The organism is Parabacteroides hominis (genome assembly GCF_014287585.1).
Taxonomy (GTDB): domain Bacteria; phylum Bacteroidota; class Bacteroidia; order Bacteroidales; family Tannerellaceae; genus Parabacteroides; species Parabacteroides hominis.
This window is the reverse complement of record NZ_JACOOJ010000009.1, coordinates 1-23,390: the sequence shown is the minus strand read 5'-3', so window position 1 is coordinate 23,390 and position 23,390 is coordinate 1. Positions and strand designations below refer to the sequence as shown.

The 23,390-nt window shown below is 47.3% G+C and carries 20 protein-coding genes; 9 read left to right on the top strand and 11 right to left on the bottom strand.

The features are described 5' to 3' along the window. Positions 1-24: 24 nt before the first annotated feature. The 7 genes from H8S65_RS07090 to H8S65_RS07060 all read right to left on the bottom strand — a co-directional run bounded on the left by H8S65_RS07090 (position 25) and on the right by H8S65_RS07060 (position 8,349). Positions 25-1,455, bottom strand: a complete 1,431-nt coding sequence (locus tag H8S65_RS07090) for a glycoside hydrolase family 30 protein (RefSeq protein WP_186929294.1) — start codon at positions 1,453-1,455, stop codon at positions 25-27. 62 nt (positions 1,456-1,517) lie between these two features. Next, positions 1,518-2,873, bottom strand: coding sequence for a histidine--tRNA ligase (gene hisS / locus H8S65_RS07085; RefSeq protein ID WP_186929293.1), 1,356 nt, complete (start codon positions 2,871-2,873; stop codon positions 1,518-1,520). 46 nt (positions 2,874-2,919) lie between these two features. After that, positions 2,920-3,606, bottom strand: a complete 687-nt coding sequence (locus H8S65_RS07080) for a zinc metallopeptidase (RefSeq protein WP_186929292.1) — start codon at positions 3,604-3,606, stop codon at positions 2,920-2,922. 123 nt (positions 3,607-3,729) lie between these two features. Then, positions 3,730-5,001 carry an adenylosuccinate synthase gene (locus tag H8S65_RS07075; RefSeq protein WP_186929404.1) on the bottom strand — a complete coding sequence of 424 codons (1,272 nt, stop codon included), beginning with the start codon at positions 4,999-5,001 and terminating at the stop codon, positions 3,730-3,732. A 28-nt stretch (positions 5,002-5,029) separates the two neighbouring features. Continuing rightward, complete coding sequence (locus H8S65_RS07070; RefSeq protein ID WP_186929291.1) at positions 5,030-5,488, bottom strand: Fur family transcriptional regulator; 459 nt, start codon at positions 5,486-5,488, stop codon at positions 5,030-5,032. A 105-nt stretch (positions 5,489-5,593) separates the two neighbouring features. Next, positions 5,594-6,277 (bottom strand): DNA alkylation repair protein, encoded by a 684-nt coding sequence (locus tag H8S65_RS07065; RefSeq protein WP_186929290.1) that lies wholly within the window; start codon positions 6,275-6,277, stop codon positions 5,594-5,596. 8 nt (positions 6,278-6,285) lie between these two features. Next, entirely contained in the window at positions 6,286-8,349 is a 2,064-nt protein-coding gene (locus H8S65_RS07060; protein ID WP_186929289.1) for a dipeptidyl-peptidase 3 family protein, read from the bottom strand. A gap of 545 nt (positions 8,350-8,894) precedes the next feature. On the opposite strand from H8S65_RS07060, the gene H8S65_RS07055 reads away from it, so the two are divergent. The 8 genes from H8S65_RS07055 to H8S65_RS07020 are packed head-to-tail and all read left to right on the top strand — an operon-like array spanning position 8,895 to position 14,476. After that, positions 8,895-9,119 carry a 2TM domain-containing protein gene (locus H8S65_RS07055; protein ID WP_186929288.1) on the top strand — a complete coding sequence of 75 codons (225 nt, stop codon included), beginning with the start codon at positions 8,895-8,897 and terminating at the stop codon, positions 9,117-9,119. Further along, the gene (locus H8S65_RS07050; RefSeq protein WP_186929287.1) at positions 9,116-9,490 is read left to right on the top strand and encodes a DUF2141 domain-containing protein; all 375 of its coding nucleotides are present in this window, start codon (positions 9,116-9,118) and stop codon (positions 9,488-9,490) included. The genes H8S65_RS07055 and H8S65_RS07050 overlap by 4 nt, the downstream gene beginning before the upstream one ends. Before the next feature lie 4 nt (positions 9,491-9,494). Continuing rightward, complete coding sequence (locus H8S65_RS07045; RefSeq protein WP_186929286.1) at positions 9,495-11,873, top strand: outer membrane beta-barrel family protein; 2,379 nt, start codon at positions 9,495-9,497, stop codon at positions 11,871-11,873. A 52-nt stretch (positions 11,874-11,925) separates the two neighbouring features. Then, entirely contained in the window at positions 11,926-12,516 is a 591-nt protein-coding gene (locus tag H8S65_RS07040) for a hypothetical protein (protein ID WP_186929285.1), read from the top strand. Continuing rightward, complete coding sequence (locus H8S65_RS07035) at positions 12,501-12,785, top strand: winged helix-turn-helix domain-containing protein (protein WP_186929284.1); 285 nt, start codon at positions 12,501-12,503, stop codon at positions 12,783-12,785. Before H8S65_RS07040 ends, H8S65_RS07035 begins: the two co-directional genes overlap by 16 nt. A gap of 43 nt (positions 12,786-12,828) precedes the next feature. Beyond that, a complete protein-coding gene (gene mnmA, locus H8S65_RS07030) occupies positions 12,829-13,905 on the top strand; it encodes a tRNA 2-thiouridine(34) synthase MnmA (protein WP_186929283.1) in 1,077 nt (358 codons plus the stop codon). A 59-nt stretch (positions 13,906-13,964) separates the two neighbouring features. After that, positions 13,965-14,198 (top strand): hypothetical protein, encoded by a 234-nt coding sequence (locus H8S65_RS07025; protein WP_186929282.1) that lies wholly within the window; start codon positions 13,965-13,967, stop codon positions 14,196-14,198. Then, complete coding sequence (locus H8S65_RS07020) at positions 14,195-14,476, top strand: type II toxin-antitoxin system YafQ family toxin (protein ID WP_186929281.1); 282 nt, start codon at positions 14,195-14,197, stop codon at positions 14,474-14,476. The genes H8S65_RS07025 and H8S65_RS07020 overlap by 4 nt, the downstream gene beginning before the upstream one ends. Positions 14,477-14,479: 3 nt before the next feature. On the opposite strand, the gene H8S65_RS07015 is transcribed toward H8S65_RS07020, so the two are convergent. The 4 genes from H8S65_RS07015 to H8S65_RS07000 form a co-directional block, all read right to left on the bottom strand. Next, a complete protein-coding gene (locus H8S65_RS07015; RefSeq protein ID WP_186929280.1) occupies positions 14,480-17,077 on the bottom strand; it encodes a DUF5916 domain-containing protein in 2,598 nt (865 codons plus the stop codon). A gap of 123 nt (positions 17,078-17,200) precedes the next feature. Further along, a complete protein-coding gene (locus H8S65_RS07010; protein ID WP_008152474.1) occupies positions 17,201-18,142 on the bottom strand; it encodes a ribose-phosphate pyrophosphokinase in 942 nt (313 codons plus the stop codon). Positions 18,143-18,275: 133 nt separating this feature from the next. Then, positions 18,276-19,967, bottom strand: coding sequence for an alpha-amylase family protein (locus H8S65_RS07005; RefSeq protein WP_186929279.1), 1,692 nt, complete (start codon positions 19,965-19,967; stop codon positions 18,276-18,278). A 57-nt stretch (positions 19,968-20,024) separates the two neighbouring features. Beyond that, positions 20,025-20,864 carry a patatin-like phospholipase family protein gene (locus tag H8S65_RS07000; protein ID WP_186929403.1) on the bottom strand — a complete coding sequence of 280 codons (840 nt, stop codon included), beginning with the start codon at positions 20,862-20,864 and terminating at the stop codon, positions 20,025-20,027. A gap of 180 nt (positions 20,865-21,044) precedes the next feature. Between H8S65_RS07000 and H8S65_RS06995 the strand changes: the two genes are divergently transcribed. Next, positions 21,045-23,249 carry a sodium-translocating pyrophosphatase gene (locus tag H8S65_RS06995; RefSeq protein WP_186929278.1) on the top strand — a complete coding sequence of 735 codons (2,205 nt, stop codon included), beginning with the start codon at positions 21,045-21,047 and terminating at the stop codon, positions 23,247-23,249. The last annotated feature ends 141 nt before the right edge of the window (positions 23,250-23,390 follow it).

Sequence of the window (23,390 nt, the reverse complement as noted above, 5' to 3'; positions counted from 1 at the left end):
AGAGTAAACGAGGAAGTTCAACTATCAGTCTATTAAAATAGTGGAAACGGATTGTGCCGGAAGCAACGGCCGATACACGCGGTTTCCGATACGGATTGAAACGGTACGGCTGTCAGGCCCTTCGTTAGCCAGTGCGATCACGATACTTTTATCCGGATTGACAAAAGCAAGCAGATCGGTAAACGTACCGTCTGTTTCCACCTTACGGGAACCGGGTTGGACATAATGGCTCAAATGCTTCATTATATAATATTCGGGAGTAAAAGAATAAGTTTTATCAACAGGGTCAACAACCACCAGCGAGTTCTGCGCCCATCCCCAACGGCTGATCCCTCCTTTCTCAAGGGAGATATTCCAATACATATAGGCAGAAGCGCCATTATCCAGGTAATGCCGCATCAGGTTCCAGGAATAGACTGCGCCTTTCCAATCGTTCAAGCCGTCGCCACACTCCTGTTCCGTCTGGTAAAGTTTCAAATCCGGATAGCGTTCGTGTATTCCTTTTATCGCTCCCTTGCCAGCCCATTGGAAACCGACACCTTTTATATAAGGGCGGCAAGCGGGATCTGACAGGATCGTATCAACCAGTGCTTCGTTCCTGCGCTCGACAGTGCCAAACATGACATCTACCTGCTGCTCCGCCATTGCCGGACCTAAATAATTGCCGATAAAGTTTGCCAGCGAGACCGCCGTCCAGCAACAGCTTGGAAAGATTTGTGCGGAATTAAATTCATTCTGCGGCATAACGGCAAATATGTTTATTCCCTGCTCTTTATAGGCCCGGACGAATTTGGAAAAATATAAAGCGTATGCCTGCAAATAGAGCGAATCCTGAATAAACATATCCTCCCCTTCGTGTCCGACCTTATCTGCCGCCAAGCCGTTCCGGTATTTTTCATCATAAGCCTCTCCGGTATAAGCCGAAGCATAGTGCTTGTTGGACTTCATCCAGGAAGGCGGACACCAGGGGGACGCCCAGATTCGCAAGTCCGCATTATATTTCCGGGCATTCCGGATAAAAGGGATTAAGGTTTGCTGATCATTTGCGATAGTAAAATTCTTCATTTCAAAATCGCCATCCGTTTCATCATAAGAATACCAATCACGTGAAAAGTCATTTGCCCCGACCGGCATACGGCAGATTGTGAAATTAGCTCCATATTCCGGGAAGAAAAGTTCTTCCATTATGTTTTCACGGTCAACCGGGTCAAGGCGACTCAAAGAAATCCAGCCCAACTCATTAAAACAGGCGCCGAATCCGTCGATCTCTTGCTGGGGCTTATCCTTATATACAGTCACATCGATTGTCCGGACCGTATCTGCCGAAGCGGAAAGCAAATCGGGTTGTTCCTGCCAGAAAGCCTTCTCCGTAGTCGTCACCCAGGAGGCGCGGGGTTGGAAGGTGCAGGATGACAGATATAAAGCAATCGAGAGAATAAGACAAGGTATCTTCATAAGGATATGTATATAAAGAAGAAGTGCCGCAATAGAATCGCAGCACTTCCTTTACTTTTTTGTTAGAATCTTTCGATCAGTTCTTCTAACGTGACAAGAGACTGTTCGCCCGTCAGCATGTTTTTCAGATTGATCTTGCCTTCGTTTATTTCGTTTTCACCGACAATCGCCACAAACGGAATCTTCTTTGTATCGGCATATCCCATCTGCTTCTTCATTTTGGCAGATTCAGGATACAACTCCGTGCGGATACCGGCAGCACGCACTTTCGAGATCAGAGGCAATAAATAGTTTTCTTCCTTCTCGCCGAAGTTCACGAACAGCAGTTGCGTGGTCTTCAAAGAATCGGCCGGATAAAGTTCCAACTGGTTCAGGACATCGAAGATACGATCGGCTCCGAAGGAGATTCCGACACCAGACACGCCGTCCATGCCAAACACACCGGTCAAATTGTCATAGCGTCCGCCCCCCGTGATACTTCCTATCTGGACATCCAACGCTTTCACTTCGAAGATGGCCCCTGTATAGTAGTTCAGGCCACGTGCCAACGTCAGGTCCAGTTCCAGCTCTGCTTTCAGTTCCAACTTATCGATACGGTCCAGGATAAATTCCATTTCAGCAATACCTTTCATCGCTATTTCCGATGCGGCCAGTTCCTTTTTCAGAACAGCTAACTTTTCACGGTTCGCGCCTTTCAGCATAATGACAGGCTGCAAACGAGCGATCGCGTCTTCGGACAATTCCTTGGAACGTAGCTCTTCATTCACATTATCCAGACCAATCTTATCCAACTTGTCGATAGCAACCGTGATATCAACAATCTTGTCGGCTTCACCTATTATCTCGGCAATACCGGAAAGGATTTTACGGTTGTTCATCTTAATACAGACACGAATGCCGAAACGACGAAAAACCTCATCCATAATCTGGATCAGTTCGACTTCGTTCACCAGCGAATCAGAACCTACGACATCGCCGTCACACTGGTAAAACTCGCGGTAACGTCCTTTCTGCGGACGGTCGGCACGCCATACCGGCTGTATCTGGTAACGCTTGAACGGAAACGTGATATCATTACGGTGCTGCACCACGTAACGGGCAAAAGGGACTGTCAGGTCATAACGCAACCCTTTTTCGCAGGCTTTCACCCCGAATCTCACGGCGTTGCGTTCCAGCAATTCTTCATCCGTTATTCCGGAAAAACAATTACCGGAATTTAATATCTTGAAAAGCAACTTATCGCCTTCTTCTCCATATTTACCCATCAGTGTAGACAGGTTTTCCATAGCCGGCGTTTCGATCTGCTGAAATCCGTACAGATGGTACACTTCGCGAATAGTATTGAATATATAATTACGCTTCGCCATTTCTTCTGGCGAAAAATCTCTTGTTCCTTTAGGGATAGACGGCTTTTGCATGATTCACTAATTTATTTATTCAAGCTGCAAAGGTAATGCTTTCTATTTAATCCCGGCTTCTTCCGCCCAGGAAGATCATGATATAATATAATAATGTAGCAAGCGAGCCCAAAGCAGCTACTACATATGTATAAGCGGCAGAACGCAAAGCATCTTCAGCCTTGTCATGCGTATAAGCATTTGTGATACCGGCATTGCTTAACCAAGCCAAAGCCCGCTGGCTTGCATTGATCTCGACCGGCAGCGTAATAAAACTGAACAAAGTAGTCATTGCAAACAGGATAATACCGAAAAGCAACAATTGCGGAAATGTATGCAGCAACAACATACCGCCCAACAACACCCATGTCATAATGTTAGAAGCAAAGCTGACGACCGGAACCAAAGCCGAACGCATCCGGAGAGGCGCATAGGCCGTAGCATGCTGGACAGCGTGCCCGCATTCGTGGGCTGCAACGGCGGCGGCGGCAATACTGTTACTGTAATAAACCGATTCACTCAGATTGACGGTTTGGTTTGCCGGATTATAATGGTCAGTCAAATGTCCGGGAGTCGAAATAACCTTTACGTCATAAATACCGTTATCATGCAACATCTTTTCTGCCACATCCTTTCCTGTCATGCCATTCGGCATAGGTATCTTCGAATATTTCTCAAACTTGTTCTGGAGTCTGGAAGAAACCAGCCAGCTAAGAAGGGCAAAACCGATAAATATAATCCAATACATACTCATATTCTTCTAATTTATAATAGTTATACTAAATCATAAACGACAAAAAGTCTGCCAAAAACAAAAATGGCAGGAGATCATCCTTCCGGGATGTGGTCTTCTGCCATTTTGTATTATTTCCAGGTTTTATTCTTCGGTATATCTGACAATTGTTTGCTCACGGTCAGGACCGACAGAAACAATTTTGATCGGAACTTCCAGTTCTTCTTCAAGGAAAGAGATGTAAGCATTGAACTCTTCGGGAAATTCGTCCTCGCTCTGCATCTTCGTCATGTCGACATTCCAACCCGGCATTTCCACATATACAGGTTCGATGCCTTCGTTGATTTCAAACGGGAACTCTGTTGTTTCCTCGCCATCGACTTTATAAGCGACACAAGCCTTAACCGTATCGAAACCATCCAGCACGTCGCTCTTCATCATGATCAGTTTCGTCACACCGTTAATCATGATCGCATATTTCAACGCTACCAGGTCGATCCAGCCGCAACGGCGTTCACGTCCGGTCACCGCACCATATTCGTGGCCGATCTGGCGGATCTTGCTGCCTGTCTCGTCGAACAGTTCTGTCGGGAACGGACCGCTACCGACACGCGTGCAATAGGCTTTGAAGATACCATACACTTCGCCGATGTTGCGCGGAGAAACGCCTAAACCTGTACAGCAGCCTGCACAAATGGTGTTGGAAGAAGTCACGAACGGATACGAACCGAAGTCGATATCCAACATCGTGCCCTGTGCGCCTTCGGCCAAAACAGACTTGCCTTCTTTCAGATAATTATTGATCACATGTTCGCTGTCGATCAGACGGAACTGTTTCAGATAGTCTAAAGCCTTGAACCACTGCGCTTCCAATTCGGTAATATCATATTCATAATTCAGAGAACGCAGAATTGCTTCATGTCTTGCTTTTGCAGCTGCATACTTTTCGTCGAAATTATGCAACAGGTCACCTACGCGCAGACCGTTACGGCTGATCTTATCGGTGTAAGTCGGGCCGATGCCTTTACCGGTCGTACCGATTTTACCGGAACCTTTTGCAGCTTCGTAAGCGGCATCCAGGATACGGTGGGTAGGCAGGATCAAATGAGCTTTCTTAGAGATACACAGTTGCTTAGTCAGATCGTGTCCGCTGGCAGCGAGTGCTTCCGCTTCCTGCTGGAACAATAACGGATCCAGTACGACACCGTTACCGATAACGTTTACCTTTCCTCCCTGGAAAATACCGGAAGGGATGGAACGCAATACATACTTTTCACCGTTAAATTCCAAAGTATGTCCGGCATTGGGACCTCCCTGAAAACGAGTTATCACATCGTAATTCGGAGTCAAAACATCGACAACTTTACCTTTGCCTTCGTCACCCCACTGCAATCCTAATAGTACGTCAACTTTCATCATTTATATATTATAGATGTTAATATTCTTATTTCTTCCGCTGAAGCCGGTATTTACATTTACTGCACAAGCCGTAAATATAAAGCGCATGATATTCCGGAGTGAAACGTGTCACCTTCAAATTGTCTACATCTTTTTTCAAAGTTGCATCCTTCAGCTCCCGGATCGCTCCGCATTTCGTACAGATCAGATGCGAATGGGTCTCCGCTAACATCCGCAATTCATACTGTACAGCCTGGGAAGTCAACTGATGGCGCACAATCATACCGCTGTCTACCAATACATCAAGCGTATTATAAACAGTAGCCCGACTGACATGAAAATTCATTTCCTCCAGTTTCTGATGAAGCAAACATATATCGAAATGACCGGGGAAACTGCATATACATTCCAATATAGCATATCGTTCCTCAGTCTTCCGTAGTTTTTTCTCGGCAAGATACCTGGTGAACAGGTCTTGCATCTCTGTGTACTTTTTTGCATCCATCTTCAAGTTGCGACTCCACGCGACCGACAAAGTTAGCGCATTTATTTTAAACGCAAAGCCTTAGAGCCTGTTTAAATTTTCCCGAGCTAATTTTCACATAGGCTCTTAACGGCAATATTCAAATTCAAATTTTAAATCATTATATATTTCCTGCCCTTCGGGCGTCTTCATGAATTCAGGGAATTCTTCGAACCCTCCCAACATTTGCCGCGCCCGTTCAGCCGACTGCCTTCCATAAAATTTCATGGCTTTTACCGCAGCCTGCTTTTCTTTGAAGGACGCCCCGAAATCAGGCCAGGCAATCGTCCGCATACATTCCACGATAAATGCGGCCCTCACCGGTGCAATCAGTTCTTTTCCTTCCTTAAACAGTTCAGCCCAGACAAGATAAGCCACCGTACGTGCATATTCGTCTTCCACATTAAAAATCAGCCCAAGCAGCAGGTTCTCCACATCCGGCAACTTATAAAACAAATTATGGCTGCACTGCTCCGCAATTTCCAAATAAGGTATTTCCTTCACCCATTGCCCCGCCTTTTGTGACGAGAACTCGTCCACCGGCTGCAAGAGAGAAGCCAGTATCTTGAATTCACGAATATCTTCTTTCCATAAGGCGGCAGCCAACTCGGAATCCGGTTTATGAGTGGCGGCAATCTGCTTGATTTCAGGCAGAGAAACACCGAAATTCAATTTATAGACGATGCCTTTCTCGCGCATGCTGGTAGAGATCACACCATTCATCGCCAAGCGGAGCTGGGTTCGTATTTCTTTTAATTCATCCTGTAACATACGCTTTATTATTCATTATAAGAGGGTAAAAACGAATACTCCTTGCTGTAGCGCAGCATCTGATCGGCATAGCCTTCGGTATAATCCAGCACGATATCCGTCACTTCTCCCTTGTCATTCTTCACTTCCTTCATCACCGGATTCACAAATCCCTTATACGGAGCCAGGTTCAGCTTGGCATAACGTTCAAGCACTTCGGCATGAAGAGCCGGATCGACCTTTACGGCATATTCTTCCACCAGTTTCTTTCCGGCGGCAAAATCGCCTTCGCTCTTGATACGCTGCACTTCCGCCAGCAAAGTTCCGAACAGTTCGCGCAGCTTGGCATAGTCACCCACAACCACGTATGTCTTGCCATCCCGCTGTTTCAGTTCGATCACGTTATCGGCCTTTCCTTTTTCATATACCCATTTGGCAATCAGTTGGCGGTTACGCATGTGGGCTTCTTCGACATTCTTGCCTTGCTCGATCCGGACCAGCTGCGTCATCAGGCCATTCATTATATATTTATAGTATTCGGCCTTATAAGCCTCCGCATCCGGCACAAGTCCGAGCTCCACCAGCTTGGCATCTCCGAGATAGTACAAACCGAAGAGATCGGCACGTGCCTCTTCCAATGTCGAACTGTATGCCTTCAAAGCATCCGGATCGGTATCGGGAAGCAATCTGCCGGAACCATGTCCCAGACATTCATGCAAATCGGTATGCAGATTATCGGTGATAAATCCGTATTTCTTCAATCCCTCGCGCTCCTTGTCGCTCCAGACAAATTCTTCATTGAAGCCATTGCCCTGCGAAGCTCTGTCGTATGCCTCGGTGATATTCTCGATCGTAACGGATTTCGAACCATGATCGCGTCGGATCCAGTCGGCATTCGGCAGGTTTATGCCGATCGGGGTTGCCGGATAGCAATCGCCTCCCAACATGGAAACCGTAATCACTTTGGCACTGACTCCTTTTACCTTTTCTTTCTTAAACCGTTTATCTACCGGAGAATGATCTTCGAACCATTGTGCATTGTCGCTGATCACTTTCGTCCGCTTCGTCGCCTCCTTGTTTATAAAGTTCACGGTCGATTCCCAGCTTGCTTTCATCCCTAACGGATCACCGTATGTTTCGATAAAGCCGTTTACAAAGTCGACATCCGAAGCCGTATCTTCCACCCACAGGATCGAATAGGCATCAAAGGTTTTCAGGTCGCCGGTCTGATAATAATCGATCAGTTTCCCGATGATTGCTTTTTGTGCATCGTTCTCGGCAAAAGCCACGGCTTTCTGCAATTCCGACACGATCTTTTCGATTGCCGGAGAATACAGGCCGCCTACTTTCCACACTTTTTCGACCAGCTTGCCGTTCTCTTTTACCAGACGACTGTTCAAGCCGTACGAGATCGGAGAAATCGTATCTTTCCCAGCTTTCATCCGGGCATAGAAATCCTCGACTTCTTCCTGGGTAACTCCTTCGCCATAATAATTGTTGGCCGAAGCCCGGATCAGGTCGACATCGCCACTTTGCACCGTACGTTTCGCCATCACACCCGGATCAAAAATCACAGGGCTGATCTCGGCGACAAACTGTTCCACCGTCTGCCCTTCACGGAGCGGAAGTGCAGAAGCCTCAACCCCGGAGACGCAAGTCCGGAAAAATTCGGGAGTAAAGCCGGGGACGAATTTATCTTCCGCATAATGGTGATGGATGCCGTTGGCAAACCAAACCCGTTTCAGATAGGTTTCCAAAGCTATAAACTGCGGATCTGTGCGATCTCCCTTATAGCCGATATAAACAGCCTCCAGCGTACGGCGGATCGGCAGGTTATAACGACAGTTCTGGTCGAACAGGATATCCCGGCCCATCTGGGCGGCTTCCGACAAATGATATAATAATTGTTTCTGCTTCAAAGAAAGGGATTCGAATCCCGGAACCTGATAACGCAGTATCTGAAGATCAGCAAACTGATCCACGACATAATTGAAATCATCCTGTAGAGACGCACGGTCGTGTGTCTCTACCTTCTGCCCCGTACAGGCAGTCATAGCCATTGCAGTCATAAGCGATAACATTATATTTCTCATATACTAACTCTTAGCTTTTCCTATATTATTATTAAAAAGGCCGTTTCGCAAAGGTACAGATATTTCGGGAAATGTATCGAATTATTTTGTATATTCGCATCAGAGCGGCTGCCTGCCGACAATTGTCGACAAGCCTGCCGATAGTTGTGAGCAAACCTGCCGACAATTGTGGGCAGGCCTGCCGATGATTATCGACAAACGATTATCTGCCGGCAAAATCCGGATTTACCTGCCGGGTAAAAGAAAATACATGCCGGCAAAATCCTATTTGAACGATATCGGATTTTGAATCAGCTTCCCATGCGGTAAACCTTTATAAAACATTTCGCCATTATTCTATTATGGTTACGATCGGTTACTAAAACTACACGTTTTTTTCAGAACGGAAAAAATAAAAAGTTTTTCCCATTTTATTTGGTTTATACTATAAACCATTTTATATTTGCAGCGTGCAAGTGAGAAACGCGCAGCTCCTTGCACTTTTTTAATCCATATATGGTTTACAATATAAACTTATTTACATCAAACTTAAAAAGAAGTCAAAAATGGAAGCAACAGCAGAGACAAACAAAAGAGACTGTTCATTATCAGCACAGATGAAAATGAATATCCTGAGATATATCGTAGTATGCAGTTTCCTTGCAGTAGTCAACTATATCACAAATCCATCTTACTGGTGGTTTGTATGGGTAGTCGCCGGCTGGGGATTGGATCTGAGTTTAAACATCATTAGTCAGTATTTTATCAAACAAGAGGAGGAAAAAAAATGAAACGTATTATTATAACAAGCATATTGGCCCTGATTTTCAGTTGCAGTTCGGTAATAGCCCGCACCATCATCGTGAAGGTCAGCAATATCCGGGGTGAAAAAGGGAACATCCTGGTGATGGCTCAACAGGGAAAAGAAAGCAAACCGGTTTATGGAATGGCTAAAGCCGAAAAGGGAACCGCTGTCATCAAACTGGAAAATGTGGAATGGGATGAATTCGACCTGTCTGTTTTTCATGACGAAAACGACAATTGGAAAATGGATTTCTCTGAAGATAAAAAGCCAGTCGAGGGTTACGCGATGAAAAGCTGTAAACCTAAACAGGACGAAGAGACCGTCAGCCTGAAATTGTACTACCCGACTCACGAATAAAGTCATGAAACGGGTATCAGTCCTGATCCTGCTAACGGTGGCGACTCTCTCCGTTCACGTATATGGCCAGACGAATACGACAGTATACGGCGGCCATATACAAAACCATCAAGGGGAAGCGGTGGACTATGCGACCGTCGTTCTACTGCGGAACGGCGATCAAATAGCCGGAGGCGTAACCGACAGTATCGGAAACTTTGCATTGAAAGCCGACACAGGAGCCTACACACTCATTATTCAATGTATAGGCTTTGAAACGATACACAAGTCAATCCGGCTATCTGCCGACACACGCGAGGCATTTATATTGGAGACTTCAACCTATGCATTGAAAGAAGTGGTAGTGCAAGCTCCTAACATCGAGCGGAAAGCAGACCGCTTTGTCGTCAACGTCTCCCCTGCCAGCGGTAAAGACGGGACGGAATTGTTATCGCAAGCACCGGGCGTATGGCTGACCGACGAGAACATTTCCATCAATGGAGCATCGGGGACCAAGGTGTTTGTGGACAACCGGGAAATCAAGTTGAGCGGAGAAGAACTGCTTTCCTACCTGCGTTCACTGAAATCCGAGGATATCAGGCGGATCGAAGTGATCCCGATTGCCGGAGCGGAATATGATGCCAATATGCGGGGCGGAGTTATCCGGATCGCCCTCCGGCGCAGGCTGGATAACGGCGTACAGGGAAATATCTCGATGGGAACGGTTTTGGCTCCTTCATTAACCCGGTATTTACCTTCCGCCGGCCTTCATGCACGTATTGGGAAATGGAGCATCCAGGCAGCGGCTTCAGGCATATTCACACCGAATGACAGAAGCAAGATGAGTTCGGAAAGGGAATACCCGGAGGAAGCTGTTCATTTTTCGAGCCTTTCAGGATTCGACACCCGCTCCGGTTACGGGACGGGACGTTTAGGGGCGATCTTTGAAATAGATACGGCCAATAGTGTCGGGGGAGAAATCGAATACATCCGGCAAACGGCCAAAGGACCGTCTTGGAGCCGGACGAATCTCACGAAAGGAGAATTCATGCTGAACAGTAACGGGAAATACGGACAGAGAAGCCAATACCAGACTGTCACCGCCACGATGAATTATCTGCATAAAATTGACAATCGAGGTTCAGCGATCAAACTGATCGTCGATTATGCAAATAAAAAATCGAAAGGCGATAATGACTACAGCGTCACCCAAAAGACGGAAATGCTGAAACACGACAGCCTCTACAGAAGCCATGCGGATGCGACTTACGAAATTGTCACATCCGACCTGTCGGGATTGAAATATTTCAACAAAAACCTGTCGCTGAACGCCGGACTGAAATACACGCATACTTCTATGGACGACTATTCCCGCTATGACGGCCTGTCGCAACAGCAGGAATGGGAAGAAAACCCAGTCTACGGGCACAGCCTGAAATACAAGGAGAACATCATGGGTGCGTATGCTTCTTTTTCGGCCGAGGCAGGCAAGTGGTCGCTTATCGCCGGCCTGAGGGGAGAATACACACAGACGGACGACCGGAGCGACCGCATCAAACGTGACTATTTCGACTTCTTCCCCAACCTGAGTGCCACGTATGCATTCGACCGGATGAAAAAGTGGATGCTGGTCGGCCAATATGCCCGCAACATCGAGCGTCCGGCATTCTACACCTTGAACCCGAACCGGTTGCAAACGTCCGACTACAGTTACCAGATCGGGAACCCCTATCTGCGTCCGACTTATATCAACAGGTTCAGTGCGACATTGGTCTATAACTACCGCTATACGTTGACCGTCGGCGGAAACCTCCACCACGACCTGATCCGGGAGTTTTGCAAACAGGATGCGGGGAATCCGGATATCTCCTACATCACCTACGAGAACCATCATTCGGAAAACCACTGGTTCGTAGCCATCAACCTGCCGATGCAACCGACCGCATGGTGCAACCTGACGGCAAACTTCGTAGGCGTGCGGCAGGATATCCGGATGACGGAAGAGGCAGCTTTCAAAGCGCATTATCTGGCCTTTGCCAATGCCAATGCAACGTTTCTGCTGCCGGCGGATTTCACGGCAGAGGTCCAGTACAGCGGGACAAGCCGTCTCTATTCCGGAAACAGCGAGGTCGCTCCCCGCCATACGGTCAATCTGGCCGTGCGCAAGAAGTTTGCCGATAACCGTTTCCTTCTGACGGCTTCCGCCAACAATATTTTCGACCGCCAACAGTCCTTCGTCAGCCGTATCGATGCCTACACAACTTACAGCCGGTACGAAAGCGCCCTTTCGGGACGGACTTTCAAAATATCCCTGACATGGAACTTCAACAGCGGGAAGAAAGTGAAAAAGAGCAAGATCGAAAGAAGTTCGGCCGACGAAAGAAGCCGGCTCAATGAAAAATAATTATCTTTGAATCAACAAAATACATACGAACAAAATAAAAACAAATAAAGTCATGGAAGACAGAAAATTAAACGAGAAAGAAAGTCTGGAGCTCATTACCCGGATGATCAGGGAAACCCAAGAAAATGTAGCCCGTTATGCCGCCTACCCACTTCTGGCATGGGGATACACAACGGTTATAGTAGCGATTGTCATCTGGTATGCTTTCCTGCAGACCGGTTCTTACAAGGTGAATTATTTATGGTTCGCACTGCCCGCCATTGCCGGTCCGATCACCCTCTATTTCGCCCGCAAAAACGGGAAAAGAGGAGTTAAAAACTATATAGACCGCATCACCGGCCAGATATGGCTCGTGTTCGGTGTTGTCGGCTGGGCCCTATCGCTTGTCGCTTTCGACGGAAAGGTGGACATTCTGTTCATCATCCCGTTGCTAATGGGGATGGCAACTACGCTCTCCGGATGTGTCAGCAAATATAAGCCGATGGTCATAGCCGGATCTGTCAGCATTGCACTCTCCTTTTCCATCTTATTTATACACGGGGCCGACCGGTTATTAGCTTTCGCCGCGATCTTTGTCGTCATGATGATTATACCGGGCCATATCCTGAATAAACAAATGAAGCAGCTATGTTCAAAGAATTAGATCCATTATTACATTCCCAGCTCCGGCTTGCGGTCATGTCCATTCTCTTGTCGGTTGATGAAGCCGATTTCGTCTACCTGAAAGAAAAGACACAAGCGACCGCCGGCAACCTGAGTGTGCAGATAGACAAATTGAGTGAAGCCGGATATATCGAAGTCGAGAAGAGCTTCGTCGGGAAAAAGCCTCGTACGGCCTGCAGGATCACGCCTGTAGGCAAGCAGGCGTTCGAGGATTATGTGAATGCGCTGAAAGGGTATATCGGGATCTAAAAATTTACCGTACCTTTGTACAATTCTTATTCATCGTAAAAATATGGAAATTGCAGCATTAGTATCGGGAGGAGTCGACAGCTCCGTAGTAGTCCACCAGTTGAAAGAGGCAGGATATGATCCTACCATTTTCTATATCCGTATCGGCATGGAAGACAAAGACGGATATATAGACTGCCCCGCCGAAGAAGATATCGAGATCACCTCTTATATAGCCAAGAAGTACGGATGCCGGTTCGAGATCGTCTCCATGCACGACGAGTATTGGGATCGTGTGGTGAGTTACACCATCGATTCCGTAAAGCGCGGCCTCACTCCTAACCCGGATATGATGTGCAACAAATACATCAAGTTCGGCTGTTTCGAGGAGAAATGGGGCAAAGACTTCGACAAGATAGCAACCGGCCATTATGCCACCACGACCGAGATCGACGGCAAAGTTTGGCTCTCCACTGCCAAAGACCCGGTGAAGGACCAGACCGACTTCCTCGGCCAGATCACCCGTTTGCAGATACAGAAGTTGATGTTCCCGATCGGACACCTGATGAAAAGCGAAGTGCGCGCCATCGCCGAACAGCAAAAGCTGCCGAGTGCCAAACGGAAAGACAGCCAGGGAATCTGTTTCTTAGGCAAGATCAATTATAATGACTTCATCGAGCGCTACCTGGGTAAACGGACCGGAAAGATCGTCGAGCTGGAAACCGGCAAGGTGCTTGGCAAGCACAACGGCTATTGGTTCCACACCATCGGGCAACGCAAGGGTTTGGGATTGAGCGGCGGACCGTGGTTTGTCATCAAGAAAGACATCAAACGGAACATCATCTACGTCTCCAACGGTTATGATCCGGAAACACAATACGGCAAGATTATCAACCTGCACGGCTTCGATTTTATCACCGAAGACCCCTGGGGAGAGTTTGAGGACGAGAAAGAGATCACTTTCAAGATCCGCCACACGCCGGACTTCACACATGGCCGCATCCGCCGCATCGGTGACCTCTACCGCATCGAATCCGACAACAAAATCCAGGGAATCGCCCCCGGACAGTACGGAGTGGTCTACGACAAAGACCACCATCTTTGCCTCGGCAGCGGTATGATTATTGATGAAGAGAAATAGGCCAATTGCCGATTATTATGTATCTTTGTTTCAAGTTGTAATATTCAAACTAAGTAAAAATGGAAGCAACAAGTATAAAAAAAGAAACGATAAAAACATTAAAGACATTCGAGATAGCCATTCCCGAAGAGTACGCTGCAACAATCCGTAAACTAATTCAAGGATTAGGAGGCAAGATCAAGGTCCGCAAAGAAAAAAAATGCGGACTGGATGAGGCATTGGAAGATGTGAAGGCGGGGAGAGTATATCATGCAGAAAGTACAGAAGACCTTATGAAACAAATTTTCGGATGAATAAGAAATATTCAATAGACTACACTGGCAAATTCAAAAGAGATTTGAAGCTTTGCAAAAAAAGAGGTTATGATATATCTCTATTCGAAAAGGTTTCTAAACTCCTCGAAAAGACCGGCACACTCCCGCCCGAATACCGTCCACACAAACTGAGTGGTAAGTATGATGGCCTATGGGAATGCCACATACAATCAGACTGGTTATTAGTCTGGAGCCAAAACGAAACAGAACTCGTACTTCTTTTTACCGATACCGGTACGCATGCCGATCTATTCTGACCGTTACAGATTAAACCAGTAATTCATTTTAATCATAAACGTATTCGTTGCGGGAAGGCCGAACATCCGGTCCAGGTTATTCCCCCAGCCGGAAAGATAACGGCTGTCACGGTTAGACATCCTGTGTTCCCATACCAAGTATAAAGTAGAACCCGGCAGATATTCCCAGCGTGCCACCAGATTGGAACGAAACTCATTAAAACTGAAGTCCGACTTCTCCTTTATAAAAGACATTTCATCCTCCGACAACGGGCTGAAACGATCTTCATAAGTACGCGAAGTCGTATTTGTCATGGACTTGAAATCACTGAACCGGGCAGTCGAGGTAAAAGGCGAGCCATAGAACTGAACCGAAATATCCGGTGTCACGTTTACCTGCAACTTCATGGTCAACCCGTATGTTTTCTGATCCATATGCGCTGTCATATAAGGAACCGTACTGCTTTCCGGCGCAACCTGCACAAACTGCATATTGTCCGTGTTCCAGGCATAGTTGACCTGCCCGGAAAGATAAACATGATTACCCAGACGGAAGGTAAGCCCCGGCATAAAGGAGTTGAAACGGTTATATCCGTCTAAATTATGATTCCCTTCATATTGCAACGTCAACATAACCCGCTTTGCCTTATCCGTATTAAATTTGACCGATGTAAGGAAATAAGGATCAAACCGCACATCCGGGCCACCCCTCAACAAACGGCTGTCCAGGCTGTTCCAACAGAACGTTTCCGACCAGATCAGTTCATAACGGCTCATCGTCATTGTCTGCCATTTCAAAGCCGCATCGTTATAAAAAGGAGTCCCGCCATAATTCCATTGGTTCCGCTGCGTCAGGGTAAAAGCATTATACCGGAACATCTTCCAAATATCCGTCTGCCGATACGCAACCTCCGTTTCATTCGATAAATTATCCGTTTGCTTCAGATACCCGATATCATTCAGGTCGAAACCGGGAGACGACCAGCTGAATGTCTCCGAAAAAGCCCATTTCGCATTTCCCTTCCGTCCCAATTTCAGATAGCCACCCGTTCCGCTCAACGAACGACGGTCCGGATCGACTCCCAAATAACCGGCGGAAGACGACCGCTGATAATAATGCACCGCATTTTCCTGCAATGCCCGGATCGCCTCCTTCGTGCCACTCAGGGAACTGACCATTGCCTTCGCCTCGATATAATACAAGCGATTCTTAAAATACTGCGTAAAATCAATCCCTGCCGTAAACGCATTACGCACCATGAAATCCTCTAAATACGGTTCATCCAAAGCACGGTTCACAGAAGTGGCCATTCCTCCCAACAACGTGTTTCCTTCCCAGTTTTTCTGTACGCGGGCTACAGTATAATTAGTCAACGGTTCCACGACAACCTTGTCCTCCATTCCGTTAATCGTCACTTTGGAAGACGACTGTGCCGTCAAGCTTTGCACCACTCCGATCGTCACCCCTTTACGGTTCGTCCCGGTCAACTTCAACGCTCCGATTATAGGGATATTTTCTTTCCGGCTGGCAAAGCTGTTGACATTATCGATGCCCGGAGCGGTGTAGGAAGGGACAGCACCGATACGGCGCGTGTAAAACATCATATCATTGCCATTGGCAAAATCCAGAATATGCTTGCCTTCTAAGAAGAAAGGACGCTTTTCGTCATAAAAAGTCTCGTAGGCCGTCAGGTTCATCACCGAAGGGTCCAACTCCACCTGTCCATAATCAGGATTGATCGTCAGGTCCAACGTAAAATCCGACAAAGCGAATTTGGCATCCAGTCCCACATTTTCACCCCAGCTATGCCCCTTCTGATACGGACTGCCTGGAATCTTCGGTTCGTTTCTGTATTTACCCATCACATACGGCAGGAACTCTATGCCGCGGGGTTTCGGCAATTCATCCATCCCGTGCATCTCTCCGAACGAAAAGACATGCCCGTTATTCTTCAGCGGGATCATGCTCCAGTTCTGTACCTCATTGTTCCGCCGGATGATACGTCGCACATGAAGCCCCCAGATGCCATCCTCCGACTTCTGATTATAACGAAGCTGGCTGAACGGGATACGCAATTCCGCCGTCCAACTCGAATCCGGCAGATTGACCTGTGTCCTCCCTTCCCAAACAGCATTCCAACTCAGGTTCACATTCAGTTTATCCGTCACGATCAAATCGGTCTTGTTCCCGCCTAAATTAATATTGAATTCCGGAGCCGCCCGGTAATCATGATAAGTATCGAAAGCCACACTGATCAGATCCCCCATACTGTTATCGTCCCGGTTACCGATAAAACGGTTCATCTTCCCCGGAACCCTATCTTTACAATAAACCCCTACATAAATATATTTATCATCATAAAAAAGTTTGACCCGCGTAGGCGAAGAAGAGACAATCCGCTCATAAGGAATAATCTGCACAAAGCGGTCGGACCACTCGCCTTGCCCCGTCCAGAAAGGCTCGTCCAGCTTTCCGTCTATCACCGGCTTGCTTCCCGACACCTTCGTTACATTATAAATACGCTTGTAAGCATCCTTGAAAGGAACAATGGAATCCTGCTGCCCATAGCAAAACGTACAGGCCGACAGAAAGAGGAGATTTAAGAGATAGCGGTATTTCATGGTCAGACGAATCGAGCGAGAAGGTTATCGCTTTTTTCATGCAGGCAAAGTTAAGAATTATATGGAAATAAAAAAGGCTGCCCACCCCGTAGGATTGCAGCCTTTTCTTTATATGTAAATTAATTAAATAGCATACAGAGAGCTGATAGACTCACCGCTACATACACGACGGATGGCTTCGGCAAACATATCGGCTACAGACAGCACTTTCACCTTTTCGCATTTCTTTGCATAAGGGATGGAGTCTGTAAAGATCATTTCAGTCAAAGCAGACTGGTCTACACGTGTAGAAGCCGGGTCGGACATAACAGCATGGCTGGCGATGGCACGCACGGACTTTGCACCGTTTTCAAGCATCAGGTTGGCTGCCTTCGTAATAGTACCGGCCGTATCCACCATATCGTCGATCAAAAGGACATCCAAACCTTCCACATCACCGATGATACGCATTTCTGCTACTTCATTGGCACGCAGACGGGACTTATGACAGATAACCATCGGCAAGCCCAGGTATTTGGAATAACTGCTGGCACGTTTCGTACCTCCGACGTCCGGCGTAGCGATACACAGGTTATCCAGAGGCAAAGATGTTTTAATGTAATCCAGGAAAATGGAAGATGCATACAAGTGGTCGACCGGAACATTAAAGAATCCCTGGATCTGATCGGCATGCAAGTCCATCGTGATCAAGCGGTCGATACCGGCGGTACTCAACATGTCTGCGATCAGCTTGGCGCCGATAGACACACGCGGTTTGTCTTTTCTATCCTGACGCGCCCAACCGAAATAAGGAATAACTGCGATTACAGAGTGTGCAGAAGCACGCTTGGCAGCATCGATCATCAGGAGAAGTTCCATCAGATTATCAGAGTTAGGAAACGTTGATTGAACCAGGAAAACATCGCGACCGCGGATAGACTCTTCGTAAGAAACGGAGAATTCTCCATCAGCAAAGTGTTGAATATTCATCTGTCCCAGCGGACAACCAAGACTATTGCAAATTTTCTCTGCAAGATACCGGGAGTTGGTTCCCGAAAACACCAAGAAAGGAGTTTGTGCACTCATTATTCCGAATATTTATCTTAAGTAAATAGATTTGAATTGTGGGTGCAAAGGTATAAAAGAATTGACAATTGACAATGGACAATTGACAATTACCGAAAAACTAATTGTCTATTGTCCATTATCCATTGTCAATTTAATAAGCAAACTTCAGTAAACGACCGGAATAAGCAGGTATGACGACCTGATAAGGCCAAGCTGCCGTCAGCGTACTGATACTGGTTTCCCCGGTCATCAGATCGGTCAAAACCGCCGCTTTATTGTCTCCGAAGCCAAGAGTTTTGAAAACTCCGTCGGGTATCTGGATACGTACCGTCTGCTCCGCCTTGTCAAAATTGACTACCGCCAGCAGGACTTCATTCTTATATTTACGCATAAACACGAATTGGCGATGCGGATTAAAATAAGGATTGCTCAGATTCGCATACATCAAATCATAGAAAACCCCTTCCGTGATAACCGGTTCGGACTTGGATATATTCAGAATCTTTGCATACGTCTCACGTAGCTGCCTCTGTCCGGCAGTCAGTTTGCCACCATCGAAAGAGCCATCGTTTATCCAGTTGCGGAGGCTGGCAAGACTCCAATAATCAAAGATCGTCGTACGTCCGTCACGCCCGCTGAAACCTTCGTCGTCCATGCCCGGCTCTCCTAACTCCTGACCGCTATAGATCATCACCGGATTGGTGTTCATCATGGCCGATACGATCATTCCCGGAATTCCCGGACGCGGATCACCGGCAAAGAAACAAGAGGCGACACGCTGTTCGTCATGATTTTCGAGGAAGTTCAGCATATTATGCTGGATGCCTTCAAGCGACTGCCAGCACCCGGAAATATTACTCGCCGGAGCTTGGTTGCACATGACGGCCCGTACCGTATCGTAGAGTCCGACCTTATCGTACAAATAATCAAAATGTCCGTTTTGGATATAATTACGATATTCCGCCGGATTGTAAACTTCGGCAATAAAGCAAACCTCATAAGCCTGCTTCACCTTCGGGATCACCCAGTTCCAAAATTCAACCGGAACCATTTCCGCCATGTCGCACCGGAAACCGTCTACCCCTTTTCCCGCCCAGAAAAGCAAGATGTCCAACATCTTTACCCATGTATTGGGAATCGGATCAAAGTGCGGGGTACGGCCATCCAGATAATCGACCCCATAATTCAACTTGACTGTTTCGTACCAGTCATTTTGTCCCGGACGGGCGTCAAAACGGTCATTGCCGGTTACTTTAGCCGGAAATTCGCTGTATTCGAAATCTTCCTGCTGGGCCCCGAACGGCAAGGACAAAGGTTGTCCCGGTATATAATAAAAATTATTGTTAGGATCGAAAGCCTTCGATGTATTGTCTTTTTGTCCCAAATCTTCCACATATGCCATCTTGGCATCCGAATAATACTGGCGGGCAACATGATTAGGGACAAAATCAATAATCACTTTCATACCGGCTTCATGCGTCCTTCTGACCAGCGATTCAAATTCATTCATACGGTCAGGCACATTATCGGCCAGGTCCGGGTCTATATCATAATAATCCTTGATAGCATAAGGCGAGCCGGCGTTTCCCTTTACGACAGCCGCATGGTCTTTTCGTATCTGGTAAGCAGTATAATCGGTATTCGTCGCATGTTCGATCACTCCGGTATACCACACATGAGTGGTTCCCAACTCCTTGATTTTGGACAAAGCAACCGGAGTAAAATCAGAGAACTTTCCTACTCCGTTTTCGACTTTACTGCCATTCTTTACCAGGGATGACTTCATATTTCCAAACCAACGTGGAAAGACCTGATATATTACCATCTTATTTGTCTGTTTCATCGCGCTATTTGTCAACTTAGTTACTATTTAGGTGAACACCGGAACATCCGGAAAAAGCTATGGCATCAGGGCATTGTTTCTTCTTGCCATAATAGCGTTCACCAGGGTTTCATATTTATTTTCTTTTATCACGACCTCGAATGCCCGGATTGCCGCGGCATATCCGATACCAGCGATCTCGTCCACATTCTCCAGGTCGAATGTCTTATAGATGCCGAATTCCTCCGCTTCGATCAACACATCGCACATTTCGCGGTCTTCCAACGTGTTTGCCCGGAACATATAGTGATAAGAACGTTCTGCGATATGGAAAATCGTCTGCTTGTACTTTTGCGGGACAAGGGGACTGACATTCACACCGATGACACGTTCACACTCTTCGCGGATGATGGAAACCGGGAAATTATGGAAAAGACCTCCGTCGACATAATGCACTCCGTTTATCACGACCGGGCTAAAGATAATCGGAATACTACAGGAAGCAGTCACCGCCTCCACGATGGGACCGTTACGGAACTCATGGCTCTCCCCGTTGTCAAGATCGGTCGCCATGACAACTAAAGGGGTTTTCAGTTCTTCAAACGTTTTAGCCCTCAAATGACGACGGAGAAAATAGCGGAACCGCTTGCTGTCGAACAATCCCGATTTCGGGATTTGCAACTGGGCGAACTCGGAGAACTCGCGTCCGGTAAAGAGTTCCTTGATTTCGTCGGATGTATAACCATCGGCAAACAAAGCTCCCATTAACGAACCGACACTTGTACCTACAATGATATCCGGCTTCAGGCCGCATTCTTCCAGTAATTTAAAAACCCCGATATGGGCAAAGCCTTTCGCTCCTCCTCCGCTCAGAGCCAAGCCTAACTTATAGGTCTTATGGTTCGTTTCTTCCGTCATTTGCGTTTTCATTCTTATTCTGTGGCAAATATGCTGTTTTTTTTAGAATGAAACATTATTATTTACGAAAAAGTTTCTCTACGTCTTTATTTTCGTTATATTTACAGGTGAACAATAAAGGATCGTAAGGCACTAAGTGTCAAAACGATTAAATCCATATTAAATTTAAATCTCATTGCTATGATTACACCTATTTTTTGGATCATACCGGTAGCCTCTATCCTGGCACTGGTATTTGCCTGGTTCTTCTTCAGGCAAATGATGAAAGAGAGTGAAGGGACGGAGTTAATGGCAAAAATAGCCCAGCATGTACGCAAAGGGGCTATGTCGTACCTGAAACAACAATACAAGGTTGTTGCTTCGGTGTTTCTCGCCCTGGTGGTTCTGTTCTCCATCATGGCGTATGGATTCGGAGTACAGAACGAATGGGTTCCGATCGCCTTTCTGACCGGCGGTTTCTTCTCCGGCCTTGCCGGTTTCTTAGGAATGAAAACAGCCACTTATGCATCCGCCCGTACTGCCAATGCAGCCCGTTCATCCTTGAACAGCGGTTTGCAGGTCGCTTTCAGGAGCGGCGCCGTGATGGGACTGGTCGTCGTCGGCCTCGGTTTGCTGGACATCTCGTTCTGGTACATATTATTAAATATCTGCATCCCGGCGGAAGCGATGGATGCCACACATAAACTGACCATTATAACCACTACCATGCTGACCTTCGGAATGGGAGCTTCCACACAGGCGCTCTTCGCCCGTGTCGGCGGAGGTATCTACACAAAAGCAGCCGATGTCGGAGCCGACCTGGTCGGCAAAGTAGAAGCCGGTATTCCCGAAGACGACCCACGCAACCCGGCAACCATTGCCGACAATGTGGGAGACAATGTAGGCGACGTGGCCGGTATGGGTGCGGACCTGTACGAATCGTACTGCGGTTCGATCTTAGCAACTGCCGCACTGGGTGCAGCCGCATTCGTGGCGTCAGGTGACGTGGAGATGCAATATAAGGCGGTCGTGGCGCCGATGCTGATTGCTGCGGTCGGAATCGTATTGTCGATTATCGGTATTTTCGCCGTTCGCACGAAAGAGAATGCAACCATCCGCGAGTTGTTGAAAGCGCTTGCCATAGGGACAAACCTCAGTTCGGTATTGATCGCCCTTTCCACCTTCGGAATCCTTTATTTGTTGGACTTGGACAACTGGTTCTGGATCAGTTGTTCGGTTATCGTCGGATTGTTAGTAGGGATCGTGATCGGCCAATCGACGGAATACTATACTTCCCAGTCTTATAAGCCCACCCAGCGGGTTTCGGAGGCCGGACTGACCGGACCGGCAACGGTGATTATCTCAGGATTGGGACTGGGAATGCTGTCCACCGCAATTCCGGTACTGGCCGTAGTAGTCGGAATCATCTGTTCGTTCCTTTTTGCTTCCGGCTTCGATTTTAATAATGTAGGCATGGGGCTGTACGGCATCGGCATTGCCGCTGTCGGAATGCTTTCGACTTTGGGTATCACACTGGCGACGGATGCTTACGGACCGATTGCCGACAATGCCGGCGGCAACGCCGAAATGTCCGGCCTGGGCAAAGAGGTTCGTAAACGTACGGATGCACTCGACTCCTTAGGAAACACGACAGCCGCAACAGGCAAAGGGTTTGCGATCGGTTCGGCAGCCTTGACGGGCTTGGCATTACTGGCCTCTTATGTAGAAGAGATTAAAATAGGTTTGCTCCGGTTAGGCGAAACGGTTCTGCAATTTGCCGACGGCAGGGCGATCGAAGTGTCAAAAGCTTCTTTCTCCGATTTCATGATTTATTATGATGTCACGCTTATGAATCCGAAAGTGCTGGCCGGGATGTTCCTCGGTTCCATGATGGCTTTCATGTTCTGTGGGTTGACGATGAACGCAGTCGGACGGGCTGCCGGACACATGGTGGAAGAAGTACGCCGCCAGTTCCGCGAAATCCCCGGAATATTAACCGGAAAAGCCGAACCCGATTATGCCCGTTGCGTGGCAATCTCGACAAAAGGGGCGCAACATGAAATGGTTCTGCCTTCCCTGTTAGCCATCATTGCACCGATCGTTACCGGTCTGGTATTCGGAGTGACAGGTGTAGTCGGTTTGTTGATCGGCGGATTAAGTACCGGGTTCGTACTGGCAATCTTTATGGCCAATGCGGGAGGAGCCTGGGACAATGCCAAGAAACATATCGAAGAAGGGAACCACGGCGGCAAGGGCAGCGAGGCTCATAAAGCGACAGTCGTAGGCGACACGGTCGGCGACCCGTTCAAAGACACCTCCGGCCCCAGCCTCAACATCCTGATCAAACTGATGAGCATGGTGGCTATCGTCATGGCAGGACTGACGGTTGCCTGGAGCCTATTCTAATCAGGCTCATTTCTAAAAAGATACCTTAGTTTTGGCAGATAGGATTTCGATAAGATAAAAAAGATAGATTTGTAATATGTCAAACAATTGAAAGAAAGGAAGACAAAGAGTGAACCAGTAAAAAGATGGAATAAGATTCAT